General features: G+C 70.3%; 20 protein-coding genes and 1 pseudogene. 10 read left to right on the top strand and 11 right to left on the bottom strand.

Going from position 1 to position 23599, the window contains the following annotated elements; all coding sequences use genetic code 11:
* Positions 1-189: 189 nt before the first annotated feature.
* Complete coding sequence (locus tag OG811_RS18920; RefSeq protein ID WP_406067533.1) at positions 190-1488, top strand: sensor histidine kinase; 1299 nt, start codon at positions 190-192, stop codon at positions 1486-1488.
* Positions 1440-2084, top strand: coding sequence for a response regulator (locus tag OG811_RS18915; RefSeq protein WP_406067531.1), 645 nt, complete (start codon positions 1440-1442; stop codon positions 2082-2084). The genes OG811_RS18920 and OG811_RS18915 overlap by 49 nt, the downstream gene beginning before the upstream one ends.
* A 107-nt stretch (positions 2085-2191) precedes the next feature.
* On the opposite strand, the gene OG811_RS18910 is transcribed toward OG811_RS18915, so the two are convergent.
* Positions 2192-5092, bottom strand: a complete 2901-nt coding sequence (locus OG811_RS18910; RefSeq protein WP_406067530.1) for a glycoside hydrolase family 9 protein — start codon at positions 5090-5092, stop codon at positions 2192-2194.
* Between the two features lie 501 nt (positions 5093-5593).
* On the opposite strand from OG811_RS18910, the gene OG811_RS18905 reads away from it, so the two are divergent.
* The gene (locus tag OG811_RS18905; protein ID WP_406067528.1) at positions 5594-7159 is read left to right on the top strand and encodes an aldehyde dehydrogenase family protein; all 1566 of its coding nucleotides are present in this window, start codon (positions 5594-5596) and stop codon (positions 7157-7159) included.
* A gap of 128 nt (positions 7160-7287) precedes the next feature.
* On the opposite strand, the gene OG811_RS18900 is transcribed toward OG811_RS18905, so the two are convergent.
* Positions 7288-7989, bottom strand: coding sequence for an amino acid-binding protein (locus OG811_RS18900; RefSeq protein ID WP_406067526.1), 702 nt, complete (start codon positions 7987-7989; stop codon positions 7288-7290).
* A 148-nt stretch (positions 7990-8137) separates the two neighbouring features.
* On the opposite strand from OG811_RS18900, the gene OG811_RS18895 reads away from it, so the two are divergent.
* Positions 8138-9217, top strand: a complete 1080-nt coding sequence (locus tag OG811_RS18895; RefSeq protein WP_406067525.1) for a phosphotransferase family protein — start codon at positions 8138-8140, stop codon at positions 9215-9217.
* Positions 9217-10196: pseudogene (locus OG811_RS18890) on the top strand (acyl-CoA dehydrogenase family protein). Before OG811_RS18895 ends, OG811_RS18890 begins: the two are co-directional and overlap by 1 nt.
* A 32-nt stretch (positions 10197-10228) precedes the next feature.
* Here the strand turns inward: OG811_RS18890 and OG811_RS18885 are convergent.
* Positions 10229-10807 carry a TetR/AcrR family transcriptional regulator gene (locus OG811_RS18885; RefSeq protein ID WP_406067523.1) on the bottom strand — a complete coding sequence of 193 codons (579 nt, stop codon included), beginning with the start codon at positions 10805-10807 and terminating at the stop codon, positions 10229-10231.
* 70 nt (positions 10808-10877) lie between these two features.
* Here OG811_RS18885 and OG811_RS18880 point away from each other — a divergent pair, with 70 nt between their 5' ends.
* Positions 10878-12080: an FAD-dependent monooxygenase gene (locus tag OG811_RS18880; protein WP_406067521.1), complete on the top strand. Its 1203-nt coding sequence runs from the start codon at positions 10878-10880 to the stop codon at positions 12078-12080.
* 44 nt (positions 12081-12124) lie between these two features.
* On the opposite strand, the gene OG811_RS18875 is transcribed toward OG811_RS18880, so the two are convergent.
* From OG811_RS18875 to OG811_RS18850, 6 genes are all read right to left on the bottom strand, one after another.
* On the bottom strand, positions 12125-13171 hold the full coding sequence (locus OG811_RS18875; protein ID WP_406067519.1) for a LacI family DNA-binding transcriptional regulator: 1047 nt from the start codon (positions 13169-13171) through the stop codon (positions 12125-12127).
* 82 nt (positions 13172-13253) lie between these two features.
* On the bottom strand, positions 13254-14675 hold the full coding sequence (locus tag OG811_RS18870; protein WP_406067517.1) for a GH1 family beta-glucosidase: 1422 nt from the start codon (positions 14673-14675) through the stop codon (positions 13254-13256).
* On the bottom strand, positions 14672-15514 hold the full coding sequence (locus OG811_RS18865) for a carbohydrate ABC transporter permease (RefSeq protein ID WP_406067515.1): 843 nt from the start codon (positions 15512-15514) through the stop codon (positions 14672-14674). The genes OG811_RS18870 and OG811_RS18865 overlap by 4 nt, the downstream gene beginning before the upstream one ends.
* A 10-nt stretch (positions 15515-15524) precedes the next feature.
* Positions 15525-16496 carry a carbohydrate ABC transporter permease gene (locus OG811_RS18860; protein WP_406067514.1) on the bottom strand — a complete coding sequence of 324 codons (972 nt, stop codon included), beginning with the start codon at positions 16494-16496 and terminating at the stop codon, positions 15525-15527.
* A 109-nt stretch (positions 16497-16605) separates the two neighbouring features.
* Positions 16606-17895 carry an ABC transporter substrate-binding protein gene (locus OG811_RS18855; protein ID WP_406067513.1) on the bottom strand — a complete coding sequence of 430 codons (1290 nt, stop codon included), beginning with the start codon at positions 17893-17895 and terminating at the stop codon, positions 16606-16608.
* A gap of 200 nt (positions 17896-18095) precedes the next feature.
* Entirely contained in the window at positions 18096-18659 is a 564-nt protein-coding gene (locus OG811_RS18850) for a plasmid pRiA4b ORF-3 family protein (RefSeq protein WP_406067511.1), read from the bottom strand.
* A gap of 150 nt (positions 18660-18809) precedes the next feature.
* On the opposite strand from OG811_RS18850, the gene OG811_RS18845 reads away from it, so the two are divergent.
* The 3 genes from OG811_RS18845 to OG811_RS18835 are packed head-to-tail and all read left to right on the top strand — an operon-like array spanning position 18810 to position 20195.
* Entirely contained in the window at positions 18810-19556 is a 747-nt protein-coding gene (locus tag OG811_RS18845) for a pyrimidine reductase family protein (protein ID WP_406067510.1), read from the top strand.
* A 37-nt stretch (positions 19557-19593) separates the two neighbouring features.
* Positions 19594-19824 (top strand): DUF433 domain-containing protein, encoded by a 231-nt coding sequence (locus OG811_RS18840; protein WP_406067508.1) that lies wholly within the window; start codon positions 19594-19596, stop codon positions 19822-19824.
* A complete protein-coding gene (locus OG811_RS18835) occupies positions 19821-20195 on the top strand; it encodes a DUF5615 family PIN-like protein (RefSeq protein WP_406067507.1) in 375 nt (124 codons plus the stop codon). The genes OG811_RS18840 and OG811_RS18835 overlap by 4 nt, the downstream gene beginning before the upstream one ends.
* Positions 20196-20260: 65 nt before the next feature.
* On the opposite strand, the gene OG811_RS18830 is transcribed toward OG811_RS18835, so the two are convergent.
* Positions 20261-21010, bottom strand: coding sequence for a hypothetical protein (locus OG811_RS18830; RefSeq protein ID WP_406067505.1), 750 nt, complete (start codon positions 21008-21010; stop codon positions 20261-20263).
* On the bottom strand, positions 21003-21512 hold the full coding sequence (locus OG811_RS18825; RefSeq protein WP_406067504.1) for a SigE family RNA polymerase sigma factor: 510 nt from the start codon (positions 21510-21512) through the stop codon (positions 21003-21005). Before OG811_RS18825 ends, OG811_RS18830 begins: the two co-directional genes overlap by 8 nt.
* Before the next feature lie 316 nt (positions 21513-21828).
* Here OG811_RS18825 and OG811_RS18820 point away from each other — a divergent pair, with 316 nt between their 5' ends.
* A complete protein-coding gene (locus OG811_RS18820) occupies positions 21829-23583 on the top strand; it encodes an ATP-binding protein (RefSeq protein ID WP_406067502.1) in 1755 nt (584 codons plus the stop codon).
* Positions 23584-23599: the final 16 nt, after the last annotated feature.

Below are 23599 nucleotides of genomic sequence, written 5' to 3'. Positions count from 1 at the left end.
TCCTCGGATAGGGCAGGCGGCAGGAGCCGCTGACGGAAAGGTAGGAAAATGACGTCGTCGGGCCCATCCGGCCAGCCCCCGCAACCGTGGTGGAGCTGAACCCCCGCACGGGTCCGGGTCCCAGGGCCCGTGCGTCGGGCCCGGCTCGCCTGAATACTGGGCGAGACAACGTCCGACGGGGAGATGACAATGCGCAACCAGATCGCTGAACGGGGCCGCCGTGGTCTGGTTGCCGCCGGACGAGGGCTGGTCCTGTTCGGACTGTCGCTGCAGGCGGTCCTGCTCACGGTGCTGTTGACCGTTGCCGTCGGCACCGTCCTCTTTCCCGGCGTCTTCCTGGTCCCGGCGACGATCATGGCCATCCGGAAGCTGGCCGACCACTCGCGACGTCTCGCCGACACCTGGAGCGGGGTGGAGATCCCCGTACCGTACCGGCCGCGACCGCCGATCGCCGCCGGTGCAAAGGGGTGGTGGCAGCGCTGGGCCTGGCTCCTCACCGACCCGGCGACCTGGCGGGACCTGCTGTGGCTGCTACTCGCCCCGATCGTCGGCGCCTCCGTCGCGGTCCTGCCGGCGGCGGTCCTCGCGTTCGGGCTGTTCGGCCTCGCCCAGCCGATCGTGTGGCGACCCATCGTCGACGCGGGCGGCAACAACTGGTACGTCATGATCCACGTCACCGGCCCGGTCACCGCATGGTCGGCGGCGGCGCTGGGCGCGGCCATCGTGCTGCTCGGCCTGGCCATCGGCCCCCGGTCACTGCTGACCCACGCCCGCTTCACGCGCTGGCTGCTGGCACCCACACCCCACACCGCCCTGGCCCTGCGAGTGCGGCGCCTGACCGAAACCCGCACGGATGCGCTGGAAAGCCAGGCTGCGGAGCTACGCCGGATCGAACGCGACCTGCACGACGGCGCCCAGGCCCGGCTGGTGGCCATGGGCATGACCCTCAGCGCGGCCGAACAACTGCTGGATCACGACCTGCAGACCGCGCGGGCGCTTGTGGGCGAAGCCAGGACGGCATCAACAAAGGCGCTGAACGAGCTGCGCGACCTGGTCCGGGGCATCCACCCGCCCGTGCTGGCCGATCGTGGGCTGCCCGACGCGGTGCGGGCAGTGGCACTCGACAGCAGCCAGAAGGTGACTGTCTCGGCCGAGCTGCCCGGCCGGCTGGCGCCCGCGGTGGAATCCGCCGCGTACTTCGCGATCTCCGAGGTCCTGGCCAACGCAGCCAAGCACTCCGGCGCGGAGCGCGTGTCGATCGACATCCGGCACCGCGACGGCATGCTCCGGGTGACCGTCGCCGACAACGGGCGCGGCGGCGCGGAGATTGGGCGCGGCACCGGGCTGCGCGGAATCCAGCGGCGGCTCGCCGCCTTCGATGGCACCCTCACCCTGAACAGCCCACCAGGTGGACCCACGACAGTGACCATGGAGCTGCCATGCGAGTTGTCCTCGCCGAAGACCACGCTCTCCTGCGCGACGGACTGACCCGGCTGCTGCAGGCACACGGCATCACCGTCGTCGCGGCCGTCGACAACGGTCCGGCGCTGCTTGAGGCGCTGTCCGAGCAGCGACCGGAGGTGGCCGTGGTCGACGTGCGGCTGCCCCCGTCGTTCACCGACGAAGGACTACAGGCAGCCCTGACGGCACGCCGTCGAATACCCGGCCAGCCGATTCTGGTGCTGTCCCAGTACGTCGAGCAGCTCTATGCCCGCGAGCTGCTGACCGACGACGCCGGTGGCATCGGCTACCTGCTCAAGGACCGGGTCACCAGCACGGACGAGTTCCTCGACGTGCTGCGCCGGGTCGCCGCCGGCGGCACGGCGATGGACCCGACAGTCATCTCCCGGCTGCTGGCCCGCACCGCGAAGGACGAGCCGCTGGCCCGGCTGACCCGGCGGGAGCACGAGGTGCTCGCCCTGATGGCCGAAGGCCGCTCCAACGCCGCCATCGCGCAACGGTTGGTCATCGGCGACGGCGCCGTCGGCAAGCACATCGCCAACATCTTCAGCAAGCTCGACCTGCCGCCCTCCGACGGCGACAACCGCCGGGTACGCGCCGTGCTCGCCTACCTCAACGGGTAGGGGCCAGGGTCGCCGGTGAGCCGGCGTCGAACGGCGGCTTCGGGGCGTACTCGTGGCCGGTCACCGTCCGTGCGGAACGGTGACCGACCACGATCCGGTGGGCGCCGTCAGGAGACGGTGCAGGGGGTGCCGTTGAGGGTGAAGGACGTGGGCTTCGGGTTGGCGCCGGTGTGGGTGCCGTTGAAGCCGAAGCCAATCGACGCCCCCGGCGCCAGCGTCCCGTTGTACGACAGGTTCGTCGCGGTGACCGCCGTGCCGGTCTGGGTGTAGTTGGCCGACCAGCCCTGGCCCACCTTCTGCCCGGTGCTCGGGAAGGTGAAGGCGAGGGACCAGCCGTTGAGAGCGGTCGTGCCGGTGTTGGTGAGCGTGAGGTTCGCGGTGAACCCGGTGTTCCAGTCGCTGGTCGCGTACTCGACCTTGCACGGCGCGGTGGGCTGGGCCGGCGCCGTGGTCACCGTGACGGTGGGCGACGGGGCCGAGGCGTTGCCGGCGGCGTCCACCGCGACCACGTAGTGCCCGTACGTGGTGGCGGGGGTCAGCCCGGTGGCGGCGTACGTGGTGCCGGTGACCGTGGCCACCAGGGTGTCGACGGGCCAGGTCTGCCGGTAGACCCGGTAGCCGGTGACGCCGACGTTGTCGGTGGCCGGCCCCCAGGTGAGGGTGAACCCGTTCGGGCCGACCGCCGAGGCGGTCGGGATGCCGGGCGAGGTCGGCGCGGTGGTGTCCGAGCCACCCCCGCCCGGTGTGGTCACCTGAACCGCCGCCGAGGGCGCCGACCGGTTGCCGGCGCCGTCGCGGGCGCTCACCCGGAACCGGTACGTCCGGGCCGACGCGAGCGAGCTGATGGTCAGGCTGTTGGTGCTGGTCGGGTACGACACCACCGCGTCGCTGCCGACCGTCTCCTGGCTGACGTCGTAACCGGCCAGGCCGCTGCCGCCGGCGTCGGTGGAGGGGGACCAGGTCAGCGTGACGGAGGTGGCGGTGAGTCCGGACGCGGCGGGGGTGCCGGGCACGGTCGGCGCGGTGGTGTCCGGCACGGTCGGTCCCGGCTCGTCGCCCCAGACCCGGGTGGTGCCGGAGTAGAGCGGCACCTTCCGGTTGGGCCCGGCGGTGGCCTGGTACGACGGGTCGTTGGTCGGGTCCCAGGTGCCACCCTCCGGCACGCCGATCTTGAACTGGACCTCCATCCGGTGCTGCGACTGCCCGGCGGGTGCGATGGTGTAGCCGGTGCAGTTCACCTCGACATACCAGATGTCGCCGCTGAACTGCTTGGCGGTGGTCGGAGACGGGCAGCCCTGGGTGTAGCCGGCGGTGACCTGCACCGGGCCGGTGCCGTCGGGCCGGAAGTAGTAGCGGAACCGGCCGTCGGTCAGTGCGCGCGCCGGGAACGCCGACTTGTTGTAGACGATCGCCTTGAGCCCGGTGGCCCGTGGCTCGGCCTGCATCACCGTGGTCTCCACGGTCAGCTCGTCGATGTCCGGCGTCTCGGCGACCGGGAAGTTGGCGAGCGGCGTGCCACCGTACTCGGAGGTCAGCCGGACCAGCGCGGACGTGAAGCCGGCGTTGTAGTCGGTGGCGACCTCGTTCATCACATAGTCCGACCGGCTGTCGCTGTACGCGTCGTTGGCCGAGGACGGGCCGCCGACCAGCGCGCCGTAGAGAGTGTGCCGGGTCTCGACGGGCACGGTCTGGCTGTCCCACCAGGACCCGTGCGCGGTGCGGTGGTGCGGGTTCTTCGGTGCGTTGGCGCCGAACCCGATGACGTAGCTGGAGTTGCGCGGGTTGTCGCCGAGCGCGTAGTTGATCTGCCGGACGGCGAAGTCGTGGTAGCGCGCCTTGCGGGTGGCGTCGGTGGTCTTGTCGCTGTAGACCAGCGCGGCGAAGGAGGTGTTGGCGGCGTAGCGCAGCGCACCCCAGGAGTCGAGCACCGCCATCCCGCCCGGCGAGTACGGCACCCGCTGCCCGTTCACCCCGACGGTCCAGTAGTCCAGCCAGCGGTTGGCGTCGTCGACGTACTTCTGCTTGCCGGTCAGGTTCGCCAGCAGCACGTACGCCCCGAACTGCTTGTTGTCCCAGGCGATGGTCCACTTGTACGAGCGGGTGGTGGACTGGTTCTCGGTGCCGAGCTTGTCGTACTCACTCTCGGCCTTGGCCAGGTAGCTGGCCTCGCCGGTGGCCCGGTGCAGCCAGATCGCGGCCCAGACCAGCTCGTCCTGCCAGCCGCTCCACGACCGGTAGAAGCTCGTCGCGTCGGTGATGCACTCGTGGTAGGACTTCCGCACCGTGTCGGCGAAGGTGTAGAGCTGTCGGGCGTGCCCGAGCAGCCGGTCGGCGTAGGCCGCGTCGGTCGGCCGGAACACCATCGAGGAGGCTGCCATCGCGGCGGCCGTCTCCCCCGCCAGGTCCGCGCCGCCACAGCTCGCATCGATCTTGTACGCGGGCCGCGCCATCGCCATCACCTCGGCCGGACCCCACCACTTGTGGTCGTCGTCGCCCTTGCCGACCTGCCCGTAGAGGACGTTGGCCGACGGGTGTGCCTTGATGAAGTAGTCGTTGACGTAGCGCAGGTTGTTGAGCAGGTGTGGCAGTTGCCCGGATGCGGTGTAACCGCTGCGGTATTCCACCGCGCCCCAGGCGAGCATTGTGGCGCTGAACGCCATCGGGAAGCCGAACTTGACGTGGTCGCCGGCGTCGTACCAGCCGCCGGTGAGGTCCAGTCCGGCGTCGGCGCCATCGGTGAGAGCGCTGTTGCCGCGCCAGGAGACCCGGTTCCAGTCGGGCAGCCGACCGGACTGCTGCGCCTCGTAGAAGAACAGCGACTTCTGCAACGCCTCGGCGTAGTTGTAGGCCGGCGCGGCGGACGCGGGCCCGGCCGGCGGCGCGGTGACCGCGAGGGACAGCCCGGTGAGCAGGGCGACGCCGGCGGCCAGCAACCGCCGGGGCCAGGGCTGGTCGGCAACCGGCGACCGGCCGGGGTGGCCGGTGGACGGCCGGGTCAGGTGGCGCATGAAGGGCTCCTGTCGGAGGCGCCGCCGGCGGTCGCACCGACGCGGGACGGCGTGGGGGCGGCACGGCCACCGGCGACAGCGGGGTGGCGGTGTGACCACGGGCAGGCGTGGAAGCGCTCCCATGGATAAACGACAATGTAATGTGCACGTCGTCGATTGGGAAGCCCGTGTTGCGCCATCGCTCCGGGAGCCGGTCGTGGGCGTTTCGCATACCTCGCGCTCCTCCACATCGGACGTCCCCGACCCACGTCCCGACCCGCCTTCCGTACTGGCGGGTAACCCAGCCAACAACGTCACATCATTCATGTGGGCCGATGAGTTGACTGCCGTACTCGCTGGTCATGACCCTTCTCTCGGAGTCGGCCATCGAGCGACTTCGGTCGACCGGAATCCAGCCAGACAAACGTACGGTTGCTGACCGACTACCGTGCGCGAGACAGTACCGACCATCAGCGGTGCCGTCGACGCCGCCGCTCCCCGGTCAACCCTGAGGAGAACGCGATGGCACTACGACTCGCCGACGGCACCGCCTGGTCCGACGTCCTGGCCCGCGCGGTGGCCGCCACCCCGGAGGCGTTCGGCGCCGAAGTGGACGGCGTCACCACCCTGCACAACCTGGTCGAGGGCGACTGGCGGGCGGTCGGCCAGCCCACCCCGGTCCGCACGCCGGTGGACAACACCGTCGTGATCAACCTGCCCCGGCTCGACGCCGACTCCACCCGCGCTGCGGTCGCGTACGCCGCCGCCGCGCACCGGGCCTGGGCCCAGACCCCGCTGGGCGACCGCAAGGCCCGGGTCTGCGACGCCCTGGACGCCCTCACCGCCCACCGTGACCTGCTCGCGCTTCTGCTCGTCTGGGAGATCGGCAAGCCGTGGCGGCTGGCCTGCGCCGACGTGGACCGGGCGCTCGACGGCGTCCGCTGGTACGCGGGCGAGATCGACCGGATGCTCGCCGACGGCCGCGAGCCACTGGACGGTCCCGTCAGCAACATCGCTTCCTGGAACTACCCGATGAGCGTCCTGGTGCACGCCGAGCTGGTCCAACTGCTGGCCGGCAACGCGGTCATCGCCAAGACCCCGTCCCAGGGCGGCGCGGTCTGCCTGACCGTCGCGCACGCGCTGATGCGCCGAGCCGGCCTTCCCGCCACCCTCGTCTCCGGCAGCGGCGAGGAGTTGTCCGAGGTGCTCGTCCGGGCGCCCGAGATCGGCGCGGTCGCGTTCGTCGGCGGCCGCTCCAACGGCGGCAAGGTGGCCGCCGCGCTGCTCGACAGCGACAAGCGGCACTTCATCGAGCAGGAGGGCCTCAACGCCTGGGGCATCTGGAACTTCTCCCAGTGGGACCTGCTCGCCACGCACCTCAAGAAGGGCTTCGAGTACGGTAAGCAGCGCTGCACCGCGTACCCCCGGTTCGTGGTGCAACGCGACCTGGTCGACGAGTTCCTCGACATGTACCTGCCGGTCGTGCGCTCGGTCCGCTTCGGCCACCCGCTCGCCGTCGGCGACGACTGGGCCGCTGGCGACCCGCTGCCCGAGCTGGACTTCGGGCCGCTGATCAGCGCCGCCAAGGCCGACGAGTTGCGCCGTAAGGTCGACGAGGCGGTCCGCGGCGGCGCGGTGCCGCTGCACCGGGGCAAGCTGACCGGAGCGCCGTTCCTGCCCGGGCAGGACACCTCGGCGTACGTGGCGCCGTCGGTGCTGCTCGCCCCGCCCGGCCGGTCCCGGCTGATGCACGCCGAGCCGTTCGGGCCGGTCGACACGATCGTCGTGGTGGACACCAGCGACGAGCTGCTGGCCGCGATGAACGCCTCCAACGGCGCACTGGTGGCGTCGCTGGCCTGCGATGACACCGACGAGGCCGGCAAGCTCGCGGTGGACCTGCAGGCGTTCAAGGTGGGCATCAACAAGCCGCGCTCGCGCGGCGACCGGGACGAGCCGTTCGGCGGCCGGGGCGCCTCCTGGAAGGGCGCGTTCGTCGGCGGCGACCTGCTCGTGCATGCCGTCACCGTCGGTGGCGACAGTCGGCTCTACGGCAACTTCCCCGACTACAACAGCTATCCCACCACCTGACCGAGGCGCAGGGAGGGCCCTTCCTGACGCCCCGGGCGTCAGGAAGGGCCCTTCCCCGACAAGAGCCTCACCCCAGCCTGTTGCCGCCCGGTTGCCCAGCGGTGTCAGCCCGGGAACTCCTCGGGCGCTCAGGGGCCGGCGACCACCGGAGGCGCGCCGACCAGGTCCAGCCGGTCACCGAGGATCACCGCGCTGGCCCGGACGAGCTGGCTGAGCCGGTCCACCTCGGTGCTGTGGAACGCGGCCGCGGAGAGGGTTTCGCTGTGCTCGCGGGCCACCACCAGCACCAGGCCCGCCCGGCCGAACGGCGCGATCGCGTGGTGGGTGCCGTCGGGCGTGGTCGTCGACCGACCGCGCAGCGGGGTCACCTCCGGCAACCGCAGGGGTGCGGGGGTACGCCAGCTCGCGTGCCCCACGGTCGCCCCGCCACCCCCGGTCCGCGAGGCCCAGTCGACCGGCACCACGGCGACGACGGCCCAGTCGGCTGCCAGCAGCCCGGGCACCGCGTCGACCAGGGTGGCCAGCCCGTCGGCCGGGTTGGCCGCGACCTGGGCCAACAGCTCCGCGTCCTGGCCGGTGGTGGTGGGCGCGCCGATCGCCCGCCACACACCGTCCACCCGCACGCCCGGAATCGCCGCGAGGCCAGCCAGCAGCCGCTCCACCCGCGCCGCGCCCGGCCAGACGACCGTGAAGTCGTCCACGGCGCGCCCGCCGAGTCGTTCGAGGACCACCACCTGGACGATGTCCGCGCCGGAGATGCCCAACGTACGAGCGACCTGACCCAGCGTGCCCGGACGGTCCGGCAGGGTGACCCGAACTCGCAGCAACATGTCTGTCCCTCCGCTCGGCGGGCCGGCAGAAGCGGCCGGCAGGCTGGACCCAGCCTGGTCGTTGACCATTTCGTCCCTGTTGCCGGGCCATGTCCTGAGGGGAAAATCTGACCTTGACACCGTGAGCGAGCTGCCATCAACTAGTCGGATGAGCGATCCGGCCGTCGATGCATCGCGGCCGGAGGCCGTTCCAGTCTCCCCCGCAGGGCTCGCCCTGGACCGGCTCGCCGACTATCTGGCCCAGCACCGACCCGAGCTGGCCGTCGGGCCGCCGCGTGCCCACCTGATCGCGGGCGGCAAATCCAACCTCACCTACCTGCTGCACCTCGGCGACCGCGAGGTCGTGCTGCGCCGCCCCCCGCTGGGGCATGTGCTGGCGACCGCGCACGACATGGCCCGCGAGTTCCGGGTGATCTCGGCGCTGGCGTCGACCGAGGTGCCGGTCCCGGGCGCGCTGCTGCTCTGCACCGACCCGGAAGTGATCGGCGCGCCGTTCTACCTCATGGAGCGGATGCCCGGCGAGGTGTTCCGCACCCGCGCACAGACCGACCCGCTGGGCGACGAGCAACGCCGGGCCCTCGCAATGGCGATGATGGACACGCTCGCCGCGCTGCACACCGTCGAGCCGGCCTCGGTCGGGCTGAGTGACTTCGGCCGCCCGGAGGGCTACCTGGCCCGACAGGTCCGCCGCTGGGCCGGGCAGCTCGACCGCTCGCGCAGCCGCCAACTGCCCGGCATCGACGAGCTACGTGACCTGCTCGCGGCGACCGCCCCGGAGGGCGCGAACGCCGGCCGGATCGTGCACGGCGACTACCGGCTGGACAACCTCCTCGCCTCGGCCGACCCGGTGGCCGTGCACGCGGTGCTCGACTGGGAGATGGCCACCCTCGGCGACCCGCTCGCCGACCTGGGGCTGCTGCTGACGTACTGGGATGTGCTGGGCGGCGACGACACCGCCGCAGGCAACCCGGTCGCCGACGGGCTCGGCCCGCGCGCCGGCTTCCCCACCGGCACCGAGCTGATCGACCGGTATGCCGGGCGCAGCGACGTGGACGTCGGGCCGCTGCACTGGCACGTGGCGCTGGGCTGTTTCAAGCTCGCGGTCATCTGCGAGGGCATCCACTACCGCCACACGCTCGGGCAGACGCTCGGCGAGGGCTTCGACCGGATCGGCGAGATGGTGGCACCGCTGGTCGCGCACGGGCTGACCGCCGCCAGGAAGCGGTGATGGACTTCGCATACGACACCCGGACCGAGGAGTTGCGCGACGAGCTCACCCGGTTCCTGACCGAGCACGTCTTTCCGGCCGAGGCCGTGCACGCCGAGCAGGTGGCCGCCGGCGACCCGTGGTCGCGTACCCCGGTGCTGGCCGAGCTGAAAGCGAAGGCCCGCAGGCGCGGCCGGACGTCGCCTCCTCCGACGCCACCAACATCGCCACCCGGATCACCCGTGACGGCGACGAGTACGTGATCAACGGACGCAAGTGGTGGTCCTCGGGTGCGATGGACCCACGCTGCGAGATCTTCATCGTGATGGGCAAGACCGACCCGGGCGCCGACCGGCACCGCCAGCAGAGCATGGTGCTGGTCCCCCGGGACACCCCCGGTGTGGCCGTACGCCGGGGCATGACCGTCTTCGGCTACACCGACGGTTCACACGGTGGGCACGCCGAGATCGACTTCACCAACGTCCGGGTGCCGGCGGAGAACCTGATCGGCACCGAGGGCACCGGTTTCGCCATCGCCCAGGCCCGGCTGGGTCCGGGCCGGATCCACCACTGCATGCGGCTGATCGGGATGGCCGAACGGGCACTGGAACTGCTCTGCCGCCGGGCCAACGAGCGGATCGCGTTCGGCCGGCCGCTGGCCGAGCAGGGCGTGGTCCGGGAGTGGATCGCCGAGTCGCGGGTGCGCATCGAGCAGGCCCGCTTACTGGTGCTCAAGACTGCCTGGCTGATGGACACCGTCGGCAACAAGGGCGCACACACCGAGATCCAGGCCATCAAGATCGGCACCCCGGCGATGGCGGAGTGGGTGATCGACAAGGCCATTCAGGGGTACGGCGGCGCGGGCGTCAGCCAGGACACCCCACTGGCTGCCCTCTGGGCACAGACCCGCACCCTGCGCCTGGCCGACGGCCCCGACGAGGTCCACCGCAACTCGCTCGCCAAGCGTGAACTCCGCCGCTGGTCCACCCCGACCCGATAGGGGCGTGCCAGGCCGGGTCGCTGGGCCCGCGTTCAGAGGGTCTTGTCGTTCTCGGTCAGGACGGTGCGCATGGCCTCGAGCAGGTCGCTGCCGGAGAGTGCACCGGCCGGGTCGGCGAGCCACTGGGCCGCCAGGCCGCCGAGTAGGACCTGGTAGAAGGCTCCCATCCGCAGCGCTCTCCGCTCGTCGTACGCGGCGTCGTACCCGAAGAGTTCGGCGAGACCGAGTCTGGCCTGCCGGTGCGCGTCAGCGAGCGTACTGCGCAGCTCGGGCGTCCGTTCGATGTGCGCCAGCAGCTCGAACTGGACCTCCCAGAGGGGGCGGGTGGCGGCGAACGAGTCGATCACCTTCGTCCAGGTCCTGGCGAATCGGTCCCCCGCCAGGCCGGCCTCGGCCTCGGACGTCAGCAGCCGCGCCAGGTCGCCGCCCCACTCCTCGATCGCCTGCTGCAACGCCGCGTTCAGCAGCGCCTCCTTGGACCCGTAGTGATAGCCGATCGCGGCGAGGCTGACCCCTGCGGCGGTGGCGATGTCGCGGGCGGTTGTCCGGGCGTACCCCTTCTCGTAGAGGCAGCGTTTCGCGGCGACCAGCAGGTCCTCTCGGTTTCCCATGACCGCAGCCTACACAAAGTTTTAGACATCCGTCTTGCACAAACGTCTAAAACACTTGTACCGTCGGGGCATGACGAAGAACAAGAGCGTTCTGATCTCCGGTGCGGGCGTCGCCGGCCTCACGCTCGCCTACTGGCTGCACCGGCACGGCTTCACCCCGACGGTCGTGGAGCAGGCACCGGCGATCCGCGACGGCGGATACAAGGTCGACGTCAGGGGCGCGGCGCTGGACGTCGTCGAGCGGATGGGCGTGCTGGACGAGATCCGCCGGCTCCGCACCGACGTGCGGGCGGGCTCGGTGGTCGACGCGACGGGCAAGCGGATCGCCAGCATGGATGGCGACACCTTCGGCGGACGGGTCCACGGCGACGCGGAGATCCTGCGCGGCGACCTCAACCGCCTCCTTTACCGCGTGACCGCCGGCGACGTGGCTTACCGCTTCAACGACTCCATCGCCCGGTTGACCCACGCCGACGACGGCGTGGCGGTCACGTTCGACAGCGGCGACAGCGCCGTCTACGACCTGGTGGTCGGCGCCGACGGATTGCACTCCCACACGCGGGCGCTCGCCTTCGGGCCCGAGAGCCAGTTCGTCCGCGACCTCGGCTACCACATCTCGATCTTCAGCGTCCCCAACCATTTGAAACTGGACAGGGAGGAGTTGACCTACGTCGGTCCGGGCCGGACCGCCCTGATCTACAGCACCGCGCGGGACGCCACCGCCAAGGCGATGTTCCTGTTCAGCGCCGGGTCACAGCCGCAGGGCCGCCAGCACCGCGCCGAACAGCGGCGGCTGGTGCGAGCGGCGTACGCAGGCGAGGGCTGGGAGGTGCCCCGCCTGCTCGCCGGCCTGGACAACGCCCCCGACTTCTACTTCGACTCCCTCAGCCAGGTGCACATGGACCGGTGGTCGACCGGGCGGGTGGCGCTGACCGGTGACGCCGCCTACTGCGCGTCGCCCGCATCCGGGCAGGGCACCAGCCTCGCGCTCGTCGGCGGGTACGTCCTCGCCGGGGAGCTCGCCGCCGCCGACGGAGACCACCACGCGGGGTTCGACGGCTACGAGCAGCGGATGCGGCCGTTCGTCGCGCGGAACCAGAAGCTCGGACCGGCCAACGTCAAACGCATGGTCATGCGCACCCGGGGGCAGGTGCGGCTCTCCATGGCACTGCTCTCGCTGATGGCGCGGCTTCCGGGCAAGGACCGCCTCATGGCGAAGATGATCGAGCCGATCCACAAGGCGGCCACCGCCATCACCCTCCCGGTCTACTGATCATCCCGGCGCCGCCGGCCGAGGGGCCCAGGGCCGCGTGGGGTTCAGGCGGAGGCGCGGTGGACCAGCTGGGTGTCCAGGAGGATGTGTGGGGCCGGGAGGTCCTCGCCGCGGATCCGGGCTACCAGCAGGCGGGCCATCTGCCGGCCCATCTCCTCCACCGGCTGGAAGACCGTGGTCAGCGGCGGCTCGGCCTGTTGGGCGATCGTCGCGTCGTCGAAGCCGATCACCGCGACGTCCTCGGGCACGCGCCGGCCGGCCTCGCGCAGGGTCCGCAGCGCGCCGAACGCCATGAGGTCGGACGCGACGAAGACGGCGTCCAGGTCCGGGCAGACGTCCAGCAGCCTGCGCATGCAGGCCGCGCCGCTGCTCTCGCTGAAATCGCCGTACGCGATCAGGTCGGGGTCGACGCCGGCTCCGGTGGCCTTGATCGCCTCGGTGTAGCCGGTCAACCGGGCCAGGCCGACGCCCATGTCCTGCGTTCCGGCGATGGTGGCGATGCGTCGCCGCCCCTGCCTCGCCAGATACTCCACCGCCTGCCGGGCTCCGCCAACGTTGTCCACGTCGACAAACCAGGCCGGTTGGGCGCCGGGTTGCAGCATGCGGGCGGGCCGACCGCCGAGCACGGCGGGCAGGCCGCGCTCCTCCAGCAGCGTCGGCAGCGGGTCGGAGTCGTGCAACGACAGCAGCAGTACGCCGTCGACGTGCTGGTTGGTGAGGTGGTGCTCGACCCGCTCCCGCTCCACCGGCGACTGTGCCATGGCCAGCCAGAGCTGCATCGGCGTCTCCAGCAGCCCGGAGCTGATCCCCCGCACGATCGCGGCGAAGAACGGCTCGGTGAAGACCCGCTCGCCGGATTCGGACACCACCAGCGCGACGGAGTCGGTCCGCTGGGTGACGAGCGCACGGGCGGCCCGGTTCGGCACGTACCCCAGCTCGGCGATGGCCTGTTGGACCGCGGCCCGGGCCTCCGGGCTGACCTGGGGCGAGCCGTTGACCACGCGGGAGACCGTGCCCCGCCCCACGCCGGCGCGCGCCGCGACCGCATCGAGGGTCGGGCGCCCGAGCGACCGGGTGCGCTGCGTTGTCATCGTCTGCTCCTCCGACGGCGGGCGGACCCGGCGCCACCTGCGGGAGGTGGACGCCGGGGCCGTCCTGATGGCTGGCCCGAGCCTACTGTGCGGCCAGACCGTTGCGCCGGATCACCGAGGCGTACCACTTGGCGCTGGATTTGGGGATGCGGACCTGGCTGTCGTAGTCGACATGGATCATGCCGAACCGCTTCGTGTAACCCCAGGCCCATTCGAAATTATCCATCAGCGACCAGGCGAAGTAGCCCCGCAGGGGCACCCCGGCGTCGATCGCCTCGTGGGTGGCACGCAGATGGGCGTCGAAGTAGGCCAACCTGTCGACGTCGTCGACCTGCCCGTCGACCACCGTGTCGACGAACGCGGAGCCGTTCTCGGTGACGTACAGGGGGAGATCGGTGTAGTCGTGCACCCGGCGCAGCGTCTCAAGCAGGCCCGGAGCGTCGATCTCCCAGCCCATGTCGGTGACCGGGACGCCCCGGGTCACGAACCGGACGTCCTCGCTGCCCGGCCAGCACGAGGGGGCCGACGCCGCCTCGTTGCCACCGGTCGGGGCGGCGACCACGTGCCGGCTGTAGTAATTGATCCCGACCAGGTCCAGCGGTGCGGAGATGGTCGCCAGATCGCCGTCGTGCACGTGGTCGAAGTCGGTCACCACGCTCAGGTCGGCCACCAGATCCTCCGGGTACGACCCGCGTAGCAGTGGGTCGAGGAAGAACCGGTTGGCCAACCCGTCGATCCGCCGGGCCGCGTCCACGTCGGCAGGGGCGTCGCTGGCCGGGTCGACCGGGTAGAGGTTGACCGTCACACCCACCTCGGCGGTCGGCCGGGCGGCCCGCAGCGCCTGGACGGACAGGCCATGACCGAGCATCAGATGGTGCCCGGCGCGGACCGCGTCCGCCCCGTTGGTGCGACCGGGGGCGTGCACGCCTGAGCCGTAGCCGAGGAACGCGGAACACCACGGCTCGTTCAGCGTGGTCCAGTAGCGCACCCGGTCACCGAGCGCGTCGGCGACCAGCGTCGTGTAGTCGGCGAAGCGGGCCGCGGTGTCCCGGGCCGGCCAGCCGCCGGCGTCCTCCAGGGGCTGCGGCAGGTCCCAGTGGTAGAGGGTGAGCCACGGCTCGATGCCGTTGGCCAGCAGGTCGTCGACCAGCCGCCGGTAGAAATCCAGGCCCTGCGGGTTGGCCGCGCCGGTGCCGCCGGGCTGCACGCGGCTCCAGGAGACCGAGAAACGGTACGACTTCAGGCCCAGCTCGGCCATCAGCGCGACATCGCCGCCGAGCCGGTGGTAGTGGTCGCAGGCCACGTCGCCGGTGTGCCCGGCGACGATCCGACCGTCGGTGTGGCTGAAGGTGTCCCAGATCGACGGGGTGCGGCCGTCCTCGGCCGCCGCCCCCTCGATCTGGTACGCCGCGGTCGCGGCCCCCCACAGGAAACCGGGTGGAAAGGTCAGCCCGGGGCGCTCGTCGAGGACATCCACGGCGAGTGGGCTGGCGGGGTTGCTCACGACTTGACGGCACCTTCCATGATCCCGCCGATGATCTGGCGGCCAAACACGAGAAAGACGAGCACCAGGGGGATGGTGCCGATCGCCGTGGCGGCGAACACCTGGGAGTAGTCGGTGTAGTAGGCGTACGAGAGGAAGGAGAGTGAGACCTGCAGGGTCGGGTTCTCCGGGGTGAGGATGGCGTACGGCCAGATGAACGAGTTCCAGGTCTCCATGAAGGTCAGCAGACCGAGGACACCGGCGGCGGGGCGCAGTGCGGGCAGCACGATGCTCCAGTAGATCCGGAACGTGCTCGCCCCGTCGACGCGGCCAGCCTCGATCAGCTCGTCGGAGATCGCCTGGCTGGCGTACTGCCGCATCATGAACACGCCGAAGGCGCTGACCAGGAACGGCACGGTGACCGCGTAGAGGGTGTCGTACCACCCCAGGTCCTGCATCATGCCCCAGAGCGGGATGAGGCCCATCTGGGTCGGGATCATCATGGTGATGATGATCGCCAGCAGGAGAGCGTTGCTGCCCCGGAACTTCAGCTTGGCGAAGGCGAACCCGGCCAGCGAGCCGGTGAGCACCACCGACAGGGTGACCACCGAGGAGACGATGATCGAGTTCATCATGCCGGTGAGGAAGTTGGCGGCGTCGTTGTCGAGCACGCGCCCGAAGTTGTCACCGAACGCGCCACCGGGGGTCAGCGGCGGCGGCACGTCGTTGATGGAGTCCAGGCTGCGACTGCCGATCACCATCATGTAGTAGAACGGGTAGATCGACAGCAGCGCCGCCAGGACGAGTGCCACGTAGGTCAGCGGGCTGGTGCGCCACAGGCGCTGGGAAGCCGAGATCATCGATCTCTCCTCACTTCGCCGAGCGGCGGACGAGTAGGAAGTTGAACAGCGACACCACGACGATGATCATGAAGATCGCCCAGGCGACCGCCGCTCCGTAGCCGGCGGTGTTCAGGTTCACGATGCCCATCTCGTACATGTACATGGCCAGCGTCTGGAACTCCCGCTGGTTGCCGCCGATGATGCTGCCGTTGCCGAAGAGCAGGGGCTCGGTGAAGAGCTGCATGCCGCCGATCGTGGACAGGATGACCACGAAGATGAAGGTGGGCTTGAGCATGGGCAGGGTGATCTGCCAGAACTGCCGCCACTGGCTGGCGCCGTCGATCGCCGCAGCCTCGTAGAGGTCCTTCGGAATCGCCTGCATGCCGGCGAGCAGGATCAGGGTGTTGTACCCGGTCCACCGCCAGTTGACCATCGAGGAGATGGCGAACCAGGAACTCCACCGCTGCCCGTCCCAGTCGACCGGGTCGACACCGACGAGGCTGAGCAGCCAGTTGAAGAGGCCGAACTCCCGCTGGAACAGCATTCCGAAGACGATCGCGACCGCGGCCACCGACACCACGTTCGGCATGAAGATGGCCATCCGGAAGAAGGTCTTGGCGCGCAGGAAGGCCCGGTTGAGCAGGTTCGCCAGGAAGAGGGCGAGCAACAGCTGCGGGATGGTCGACAGGGCGAAGATGCCGAACGTGTTGACCAGCGCGTTCCAGAAGTACTCGTCGGACGCCAGCCGGGTGTAGTTGTCGAAGCCGATGAACGAGCGGTCGCCGATCATGTCCCAGTCGTGCAGCGACATCCAGGCGGTGCGCACCATCGGGTACAACCCGAAAGCGCCGAAGATCAGGAAGAACGGGGCGATGTAGAGGTACGGCGAGTACTTGACATCGAGGCGGTTGAATAACCTTTCCCGGCGACGTCGGGAAGAGACATCGGGAGAAGGCGGTGCTGCTGGCGACGGCGGTGCCGTCGTGGCCGACAGGCTCATGCGAGTTTCCTTTTCCGGCGAGGCCCGGGGGCCCTCGCGCAGGGCGCTCCGCGGAGGGGACCGGCCGGTGGCGTCCGGGAAGTCCCGAACGCCACCGGCAGGGAATCACTCAGAAGGCACCCTGAGTCTTTGCGTCCTTCGTGAACTGCTCCCAGGCCTTCGCCTTGTCGGCCTGCCCGCTCTCGAACGCCCGCAGGGCCGGCTCGAGCGCGTTCTCCTTCACCGCCTGGTGCTTCGGGCCCAGGTGGACCGGCTGGATCTTGGCGACGCTCTCGCCGAAGATCTTGCCGGTCGGCGCGTTGCTGAAGTACTCGTTGGTGTAGCTGAGGAACGCGTCGTTCTTCAGCGCCTCCAGGTTGGTGGGCAGCGGGCCCTTGAGCTTGAAGGCCTCCACCTGGCTCTTCGCGTTGGTCAGGTACTCGGCGAGCTTCGCCGCCTCCTTCGGGTACTTGCTCTGCGCCGGAACCGCAAGCCACGAGCCGCCCCAGTTACCGCCGCCACCCGGCACGGCCGCGACATCCCACTTGCCCTTGTTGGCCGGACCGGAGTTGTCCGAGACGATGCCGAGCATCCAGGACGGGCAGAAGGTGGCCGCGAAGGTGCCCTGCTTGAAGCCACCCGACCACTCCGGCGACCAGGTCTGCGCCTTGGCCGAGATGTCCGCCATCGAGGTGGCGGTGTCCCAGGCGTTCTTCACCGCGGGGCTGGTGTCCGCGATGATGTTGTCTTCCTTGTCGTAGAACAGGTCACCGTTGCCCTGGAAGAGCACACCGCTGGAGACAGCGGTGATCGAGTCGATGAACGCCTTGCCGCCGCTGCCCTGCTTGTACTTCAGGCCGGCCTCGTGGAAGCCCTTCCAGTCCGACCAGAGCGCCGACACCTGGTCGCGCTCGGTGGGCAGGCCGGCCGCCTGGAACAGGTCCTTGCGGTAGCAGACGGCGAGGCTGCCGACGTCGGTCGGCAGGCCGATCAGCCGGCCGTCCGGCGCCTTGCCCAGCTCCCACTTCCAGGGCAGGTATTCCTTCGAGTGGTCGGCGACCAGCGGCGTGAGGTCGGCCCAGTTGCGCGCGTTGGGCTTGAACTCGTTGAGGATGCCCTCTTCCAGGGCGGTGACGTCCGCCGCGCCCTTGCCGGTGGCCAGGTAGCGGACCAGCTTCGGCCGGTACTCACCGAGCTGCGCGGTCTTGCGCAGCTCGACCTTGATGCCGGTGTCCTTCTCGTACTGCTTGACGAGCTCGTCGTAGCCCATCTCGCCGAAGGTGTCGACGACCAGCTTGGCCGGCTTCTCGCCGGCAGCCGGCTTGTCGTCGTCGTTGCCGCAGGCCGCGAGACCGCCGATTGCGGTGATCGCAGCCAGGGCAGCGGCCGCCAGGCGGGTACGCCGCGTGGTGACACTCATGCGCTGACCCCTCTTTCCGGTGGTGAGGCTGAATGGGTGTGGTGGGGGGTACTCATCGCGCCAGGCCGGGGATGCGTGAGTGATCCATGCCACCTCCGGGAGCGCTCCCATGAGATTGCCGGCGGGTACCAGGAGTGTCAATAGAACGATGGGAGCGTTCCCAGATCGTTACCGCCCCTCAACCCCCGAATGGGGTGGGGTCAGCAGAAGCGGCGGAGCAGGGTGGTTGCGCGGTCGGGGTCGAAGCGGGACGGGTCGAACGTGGAGCCCGCCCAGTCGAGCAGCAGCGCGTGCCGCGGGTTGGCGAGGTCGGCCGGGCCGGCATGGTCGTCGAGCGCGACCAGGAGCGCCTGATAGCCCGACGGCCCGCCGACACCCTCCGGCGGGCAGGCCTGCTCGCCGTCCAGGCAGACCGGGTACCGCTCGTCCGGGTCGACCGTCAGCGCGTCCTCCACGACCAGGTCGTGCTCCCACCAGTCGCCGAAGTCGTACGTGTAGGAGAACCGGCTGCCCTTGCCGAGCACCGCGTCCAACCGCACGTCCAGCTCGTCATGCAGCGCCAACTCCCCGTCCGGGTCGGGCTCGCCGTACTGCATGGCGTCGATCTCGAACGAGTGCAGGTGGCAGTCCCGCCAACCCATCGCGTGCTGCACCACCCGGTGCAGCCGGTCCAACGTGTAGCCGGCCGGGACGAGCACCCGGCGCCACACCGGCGGACGGACACCGGCAAGGGACATCTTCAGCTGGAAGATCTGACGCGGCATGCTGTCCTGTCCTCCCGCGGCTTAGGCTGCGAGCATGATCTGCCGAGCGTGCCGGGCCCGGCGACACGACGACTGCCCGGGCCGGAACTGGTGCGACTGCCAGCACCGTACCGCCGAACCGACCCCTCCGGTCACCGGTCCGGCCGGCGAATGACCGTCGGAATTCCGATCCGACGGCTCTGGCCCGAGCCGTCGACGCAGCCGCTCGACGACGCCGCGCTGACCGCCCTCTACGGCCGCGCCGACCGGCCTCGACTACGGGTCAACTTCGTCACCAGCCTGGACGGCGCGGTCACCGTGGACGGCTACTCCGCCGGGCTCTCCGGCGAGCCGGACAAGCGGGTGTTCGGCCTGCTACGGATGGTCTGCGACGCGCTGGTGGTGGCGGCCGGCACGCTTCGCCACGAGGGGTACCGGGCAATCCGGCTGAACGAGAAGCGCCGCGCCTGGCGCCGTGACCACGGGCTGGCGGAATACCCGACACTGGTGGTCGTCTCCCGTTCGCTCGACCTGGACCCGGCGCAGGCGGCCTTCGCCGACGCGCCGGTCCGCCCGATCGTGCTCACCCACGCCGACGCCGACCCGCCGCCCGGCCTGACCGACGTCGCCGACCTGCTGCGCTGCGGCACCGAGCGGGTCGACCTGGCCGCTGGCCTCGCCGAGCTGCACCGACGCGGGGTGACCCAGCTGCTCTGCGAGGGCGGGCCACACCTGTTCGGCGCCCTCACCGCCGCCGACCTGGTGGACGAGCTGTGCCTCACCGTCTCACCACTGCTCGCGGGGCCCGGACCGGGCCGGATCACCGCCGGCGAGCACGTGCCGCCCCGGCACCTGCCGCTACGGCACGTGCTCGCCGCCGAGGACGGCGTCCTCCTGCTCCGCCACGCCCGCCCATAACACTGGAGCAAGCAGGCAACGCGACTACGATGGTCGGATGAGGTTCGAACGAATTACCATCGATGCCTCGGTCATGGGCGGTATGCCCTGCATCCGCGGGCTGCGGATTCCGGTCGCGACCGTCGTCACGATGATCGCGGACGGTATGACGACCGAGGAGATCGTCACCGACCTTCCGGATCTCACCCCGGCCGACGTCGAGGAAGCCCTGCGGTACGCCGCTGAGGCGGTGCGGGAACGGGAACTGCCCTTGCGACATGCGGCATGAGGTTCCTGGTCGACAACAACCTGTCACCGAAGGTCGCGGCAGGGCTGACGGGGGCGGGCCACGAGGCCACACATGTTCGCGAGCACGGCCTGAGTGCGGCCCCGGACGAGAAAGTGATGGCAAAGGCCCTCGCGGACCGAAGCGTCCTGATCTCGGCTGACACTGATTTCGGCACTCTCCTCGCCGCGTCCCGGGCACCTGGTCCGTCGATCCTGCTGGTTCGCCGCATCAGCAGCCGTCGTGCCGACCAGGTCGTGTCAATTATCCTCGCCAACCTGCCGCCAGTGCTGGATGACCTTCAGCGGGGAGCCATTGTCGTTCTCGGTGAGGATTCGGTCCGGGTTCGTTCGTTGCCGATTCTGGGCCGCTGATACAGCGACCAGATGCCACATCGTTGCGATGACAGATCCGGGCAGCCATGCCTGAAGGAGCTGCCTCAGTCGGTGAGCACGGACCCGGGCGCCCACACGATCCGATAGCGCCTGCCGTCTGCCAGGGTCACCCACACCTGCACCTCGTCGTACGGGTCGTCGGCGACCACTTCGACCACCGCACCGTACGACGCCGCACCGACCGGTTGTCGCACGCCGTTGGCGACCACCTCGACCGCACGACCCTCGGGCGCCTGCGCCAGGACGAAGAGCCGACCGCCCACCCGGCGGGCGACCGCAAGCCCCAGCCCGCCGCCGGTGGACCGGACGTCCGCACAGACCTGGTCACCATCAGGGCAGCCCAGGTCGTACGAGAGGTAGTCCACCGACCGGCGCGGGTGATCTCCATCGGCCGCGATCCACACCTCGGCCGCGCGACCCCCACTCGCCGTCTCCTCCGCGCGCGCGGTACGGCGCAGCACCACCACCGTCTCCGTTCCGGTCCGGCCCACCGCGACTACCTGCTCACCCGTGGCCGGCCTACCGTCGGAGCCGACGATCCCGGCCAGGACGTCGGGCTGGACGCTCGGGCCCGCGACGCTGATCCCATCACCGCCGCTGCGGCTGGGCGGTCCAGTCGGTGGAAACAGCAGGGTTCCCATCGCCACCACGACAACCAGCGCAACGCCGGAGAGCAGGAGACGTCGCCGTCGCCGGGCCCGACTGCCGACGATGACCCGTGTGGTGAAGCCGGGTGGCAGCTCGACGGTCGCGACGGCGTGATCGAGCAGTCGGGCAACATCGTGGTCACGCATGGTTCTCCTCCGCGACGTCGATGGGGGTCGCACCGCCTTCCAGACGGGCCCGAAGGCGGTGCAGACCACGGGATGCCTGGCTCTTCACCGAACCGGCGGAGCAGCCCAACTCGGCGGCCGTCTCAGCTTCGGAGCAACCGAGCCAGTACCGGAGCACCACGACGGTCCGCATCCTGGGCGGGAGTTGACGCAGCGCGTCCAACAGCAGTTCGCGGTCGTCCACCCGACTCGATTCGTCCGGCTGCGCGGGGTCGTCCGGCAACTCGGCGACCCGACGACGACTCCACGGCGAGCGCCAGCGGCTGATCAGACGGTTGGTCATCGCTCGGCGCAGGTAGGCCTCCGGCTGCCTTTCCCGCACCACCCGCCAGCGCGGATACGCCTGCACCAGGACCTCCTGCAACAGGTCCTCGGCGTCCGCTCGTTGGCCAGTGATCAGAACGGCGAAACGCAGGAGCCGGGGACCACTGGTCGAGACGAAGGCGTCGAAGTCGTCATTCATGCGGGCTCCATGTCTGGATAACGCGACCGCCGGCCTTGAGGTTGAGTGGTCAGTGATCGTCGTACCCGAAGAACAGCGGACCGGGGAGCCTCCTGGCGGCCACCGTTCCGCACCCGCTCACGCTCCGTGACACCGGTTCGTCCTTGACCGGTGATGGCCGAGACAGCGACACGATGTTCCCGGCCGGGCACCCAGCGTCATGCGCGTGACGGGCCATGGTGTCGTCCGCCGCGTCGCGTGGCGACCTGTCGTACTCCTCGGGCAGGATGCAGGGCATGCGCGCCGACCGTGATGCCCGACCGACCCGAGTCGCCCGATGACCGACGCCGACCTCGACAGTCCTGGCGAGGCGGTCGGGCGGGTGCTGGGCACCGCCGACGCCACTCCGTTGCAGTTCTGGACGGCCGTGGCACCCGGCAGCTACCTCCAGCTCGACGACGTGGTGGTCACCCGGCGCGAGCTGCCCAACCGGGAGCCGGTGACGATCGCCGGGGTGGTCACCCAGGTCCGCGCTCGGCACGAGGGCGCCCAGTTCGACTCCGACGTGTTCGCCATCGCCGATGGCACGCTGCCCGCGCAGGTGCAGGAGGCGGCCGAGATCACCACGACGCGGGTCGATCCGGAGCTCTACGTGCCGCCGACCCCGGGTGCGGTGGTGCACCGGGCCGAGGGCGACGCCCGGGCGCGCGCGCTGCACTTCGACCGGATGGAGCGGCGCATTCCGATGGGGATGGGTCGCGACGGGGTGCCGGTCTACCTCAACGCCGACTTCCTCGACGGCAGCCGGGGCGCGCACGTCTCCATCTCCGGCATCTCCGGGGTGGCCACCAAGACCAGCTTCGCCACCTTCCTGCTCTACTCGGTCTTCCGCTCCGGGGTGCTGGGTGGCGACGCGGTCAACGCCAAAGCGCTGATCTTCAACGTCAAGGGTGAGGATCTGCTCTTCCTGGACCACCCCAACACCCGCCTCGACGAGCCCACCCGCGCGGCGTACGCGAAGCTCGGGTTGAGCGCCGGAGCCTTCCCCGACGTCCGGGTGTACGCCCCGCCCCGGGTCGGTGACGCGGCCGGCACACCGGATGTGAGCAGCCGGCTCACCGGGGTGGATTCGTTCTACTGGACGCTTAGCGAGTTCTGCGCCGACCGGCTGCTGCCGTACGTCTTCGCCGACGCCGACGACGAGCGCCAGCAGTACACGATGGTGGTCCACTCGGTGGCCGCGCACCTGGCCCGCTACGCCCAGCCCGCCGACGGCGGGGTGAGCATCGACGGGGTCCGGCTCGGCTCCTACGGCGATCTCGTCGACCACATCGTCGACCAGCTCAACGACGACGAGACCCGCTCCGACTGGGCGGGCAGCGCCGTCGGTCTGGGCACCGTCAACGCGTTCGCCCGACGGTTGATCGGCAGTAAGAAGGACCTCGCCCGGCTGATCCGCGGTGACCTCGCCACCCGCCGTCCGCACTCGATCAACACCAGCGAGTCCGCGCAGGTCACCGTGGTCGACCTGCACAACCTTCCGGACCGCGCCCAGCGGTTCGTGGTCGGCGTGACGCTCAAGAGCGAGTTCGAGCGCAAGGAAAAGTCCGGCACCGCCAAGCCGCTGCTCTTCGTCGTCCTCGACGAGCTCAACAAGTACGCCCCCCGGGAGGGCTCCTCCCCGATCAAGGAGGTCCTGCTGGACATCGCCGAGCGGGGCCGCTCGCTCGGGGTGATCCTGATCGGGGCGCAACAGACGGCGAGCGAGGTGGAGCGGCGGATCGTCACCAACTCGGCGATCCGGGTGGTCGGCCGACTCGACCCGGCCGAAGCCTCCCGCCCGGAATACGGTTTCCTCCCGCCCGCGCAGCGACAGCGGGCGCTGCTGGCCAAGCCGGGCACCATGTTCGTCAACCAGCCGGACATCCCGGTGCCGCTCTGCCTGGAGTTCCCGTTCCCGGCCTGGGCCACCCGGGTCTCCGAGGCGGGCCGGGCACCATCGGAGACGCTGCGCTCGATCACCCAGTCCGCCGACCCGTTCGCCGTGGTGGGCTCCGGTGGCGGCAGCACCGACGACGACATCCCGTTCTAGGTAGGGGCCGGCACAA

The sequence above is a fragment of the Micromonospora sp. NBC_01638 genome (assembly GCF_045209745.1).
Classification (GTDB): domain Bacteria; phylum Actinomycetota; class Actinomycetes; order Mycobacteriales; family Micromonosporaceae; genus Micromonospora.
This window is presented reverse-complemented; position numbering and strand designations above follow the sequence as displayed.

Coding starts and splice junctions, on each gene's coding strand:
- OG811_RS18920 (WP_406067533.1), top strand. CDS start 190: ATGCGCAACCAGATCGCTGAACGGGGCCGCCGTGGTCTGGTTGCCGCC.
- OG811_RS18915 (WP_406067531.1), top strand. CDS start 1,440: ATGCGAGTTGTCCTCGCCGAAGACCACGCTCTCCTGCGCGACGGACTG.
- OG811_RS18910 (WP_406067530.1), bottom strand. CDS start 5,092: ATGCGCCACCTGACCCGGCCGTCCACCGGCCACCCCGGCCGGTCGCCG.
- OG811_RS18905 (WP_406067528.1), top strand. CDS start 5,594: ATGGCACTACGACTCGCCGACGGCACCGCCTGGTCCGACGTCCTGGCC.
- OG811_RS18900 (WP_406067526.1), bottom strand. CDS start 7,989: ATGTTGCTGCGAGTTCGGGTCACCCTGCCGGACCGTCCGGGCACGCTG.
- OG811_RS18895 (WP_406067525.1), top strand. CDS start 8,138: ATGAGCGATCCGGCCGTCGATGCATCGCGGCCGGAGGCCGTTCCAGTC.
- OG811_RS18885 (WP_406067523.1), bottom strand. CDS start 10,807: ATGGGAAACCGAGAGGACCTGCTGGTCGCCGCGAAACGCTGCCTCTAC.
- OG811_RS18880 (WP_406067521.1), top strand. CDS start 10,878: ATGACGAAGAACAAGAGCGTTCTGATCTCCGGTGCGGGCGTCGCCGGC.
- OG811_RS18875 (WP_406067519.1), bottom strand. CDS start 13,171: ATGACAACGCAGCGCACCCGGTCGCTCGGGCGCCCGACCCTCGATGCG.
- OG811_RS18865 (WP_406067515.1), bottom strand. CDS start 15,514: ATGATCTCGGCTTCCCAGCGCCTGTGGCGCACCAGCCCGCTGACCTAC.
- OG811_RS18860 (WP_406067514.1), bottom strand. CDS start 16,496: ATGAGCCTGTCGGCCACGACGGCACCGCCGTCGCCAGCAGCACCGCCT.
- OG811_RS18855 (WP_406067513.1), bottom strand. CDS start 17,895: ATGAGTGTCACCACGCGGCGTACCCGCCTGGCGGCCGCTGCCCTGGCT.
- OG811_RS18850 (WP_406067511.1), bottom strand. CDS start 18,659: ATGCCGCGTCAGATCTTCCAGCTGAAGATGTCCCTTGCCGGTGTCCGT.
- OG811_RS18845 (WP_406067510.1), top strand. CDS start 18,810: ATGACCGTCGGAATTCCGATCCGACGGCTCTGGCCCGAGCCGTCGACG.
- OG811_RS18840 (WP_406067508.1), top strand. CDS start 19,594: ATGAGGTTCGAACGAATTACCATCGATGCCTCGGTCATGGGCGGTATG.
- OG811_RS18835 (WP_406067507.1), top strand. CDS start 19,821: ATGAGGTTCCTGGTCGACAACAACCTGTCACCGAAGGTCGCGGCAGGG.
- OG811_RS18830 (WP_406067505.1), bottom strand. CDS start 21,010: ATGCGTGACCACGATGTTGCCCGACTGCTCGATCACGCCGTCGCGACC.
- OG811_RS18825 (WP_406067504.1), bottom strand. CDS start 21,512: ATGAATGACGACTTCGACGCCTTCGTCTCGACCAGTGGTCCCCGGCTC.
- OG811_RS18820 (WP_406067502.1), top strand. CDS start 21,829: ATGACCGACGCCGACCTCGACAGTCCTGGCGAGGCGGTCGGGCGGGTG.